This is a genomic window from Salipiger sp. (assembly GCF_059781815.1).
This window is the reverse complement of sequence record NZ_JBYNAH010000409.1, coordinates 1-1,797: the sequence shown is the minus strand read 5'-3', so window position 1 is coordinate 1,797 and position 1,797 is coordinate 1. Positions and strand designations below refer to the sequence as shown.

Below are 1,797 nucleotides of genomic sequence, written 5' to 3'. Positions count from 1 at the left end.
TGCGCCCGGCGCGCCGCGCCACGTGCCCTGGTGGGAGCGCAGCGCCATCGCCCGGAGCGAGGCCCGGACCGCCGCCACCGCCGCCGCCACCGAGGCGCTGGTGCGGCAGCACTTCCTGCCCTCCGGCCCGCTGCTCGACATCCGCAGCCAGGTCGCGCGGGCGCTGGCGGGGATGCGCGCCGGGGGGGCTGCAGGGGAGGCCGAGACGGCGCTGGAGCTGCTGGCCCGGACCGCCGACCTGCTGGCCGCCAGCCCGGCCCGCACCGAGCTGGTCACCTATGGCGCCGCCGACGGGCTGGCGGTGGTGCTGCACCTGCCGGATTTCGCCGCCGTAGAGACCCTTGCCGCGGATCTGCGCGCCGGCGGGCTGGCGGTGACGGTGGCGGATTCCCGCACCGAGGACAGCCGCGACGGCGTGCGCAGCGAGCTGCGCCTCGCCCCCGGCCCGGAGGCCCCGCGATGAGCAACCGCCTGATCGACCTGCTGCTGCGCCTGGCCCCGCGCGAACGGCTGCTGCTGGGGCTGCTGGTCTTCGGGGTGCTGCCGCTCGCGGTGGTGTTCGGCCTGCTGCTGCCGCTGCACGAGCGCCGGATCGGGGCCGAGCGCGCGGAAGCGGAGGCGCTGGCGCTGCAGGACTGGGTCGCGGCGCGGATCGCCGAGATCCCAGCCGAGGCCGGAGCGGCGCCCGAGGCGGGGCCGCCGATCGGCTCGAGCGGCATCGAACAGAGCCTGATCACGGCCGGGCTGCGCGGCGCGGTGAGCACGCTGGCCACCCGCGCCGGCGACGAGGTCGAGCTGAGCTTCGACGAGGTGCCCTTCGTGCCACTGGCCGGCTGGCTCAGCCGGATGGATCCGGGCTGGGGCTACCGCATCGGCAGCCTGCGGCTCGAGGCGCTGGAACGCCCCGGCCTGGTGGCCGCGCGCCTGACCCTGTCACCGCGCGATTAGGCCGGATCAGAGCCGCGACAGCCGCACGTCGATGCTGGCCTTGCGCCCGGCCAGAGAGCCCAGCGGATCGAGCTCGGGATGCTCGGCGAGCAGCTCCCCGAGCGCCGTCCCGGCGGCCGCGAGATGGGTCTGCCCCGCCGCCGTCTCGCCTTCGGAGAGCAGCGCCAGCCCGATCTCGTGCTCGGCCGCCCCGATCACCGCCAGCGCCGCGCTGCGGCCGGCGCCGGTCTCGGTTGCGGCGACCGCGCGGGCCTCGCTGGCGGCGCGGGCATAATCGCCGGCACGCAGGTAACTGTGGGCGTATTCGAGCCGGAGCCGCGGCGTCAGCGGACCGGCCTGCGGCAGCAGCCGGGCATAGGCGCGCTGCGCCTGGGAATATTTCCCCGCCTCCAGCGCATTGCGCGCGGTGGCATACTGGTTGCGGAAGTTCATCGCCCCGCCAGACGGGGCGGAAACGCCACAGCTGCCAAGAACCACGACCGCAAGGCCGAAACCCGCGAGCTTCGCGATGGAAAACGCCTGCATTTTCTGCTCTTTTTTGTATATTCGTTGTCCCTGCGGTAGCATGATCTGCGATTTTCGTCCACTGACGCGAGCCGCCGACCGCCGACACCGCCACGGAGTGTGACCCATGCGCCTGCTTGCCGCCCTGCTGATGCTGCCGGCCCTGGCCGCCGCCGCGCTGGCGGGCCAGGCGCTGTGGCACGAGCTCTCCAGCCCGCCGGAGGAGCAGGCGGCGGCGTTCCACACCGCCATCATCCAGCCCCCGGCCAGCGCCGGCGACGCGCCCGAGCCGCGCTCCTGGCCGGCGCTGTTCGGCACGCCGCAACCGCCCGCGCCCCCGGCGCC

4 protein-coding genes are annotated in these 1,797 nt (G+C 75.0%); 3 read left to right on the top strand and 1 reads right to left on the bottom strand.

Annotation, left to right across the window (positions count from 1 at the left end):
- A partial coding sequence (locus AC6RA4_RS25325) for a hypothetical protein (RefSeq protein ID WP_500165065.1) occupies positions 1–463 on the top strand: 463 nt, incomplete at its 5' end.
- Entirely contained in the window at positions 460–948 is a 489-nt protein-coding gene (locus AC6RA4_RS25320; protein ID WP_500165063.1) for a type II secretion system protein M, read from the top strand. The genes AC6RA4_RS25325 and AC6RA4_RS25320, both read left to right, overlap by 4 nt.
- A 6-nt stretch (positions 949–954) precedes the next feature.
- On the opposite strand, the gene AC6RA4_RS25315 is transcribed toward AC6RA4_RS25320, so the two are convergent.
- The gene (locus AC6RA4_RS25315) at positions 955–1,473 is read right to left on the bottom strand and encodes a hypothetical protein (protein ID WP_500165061.1); all 519 of its coding nucleotides are present in this window, start codon (positions 1,471–1,473) and stop codon (positions 955–957) included.
- A 106-nt stretch (positions 1,474–1,579) separates the two neighbouring features.
- Between AC6RA4_RS25315 and AC6RA4_RS25310 the strand changes: the two genes are divergently transcribed.
- The coding region (locus tag AC6RA4_RS25310) for a hypothetical protein (RefSeq protein ID WP_500165059.1) at positions 1,580–1,797 on the top strand (218 nt) is incomplete at its 3' end.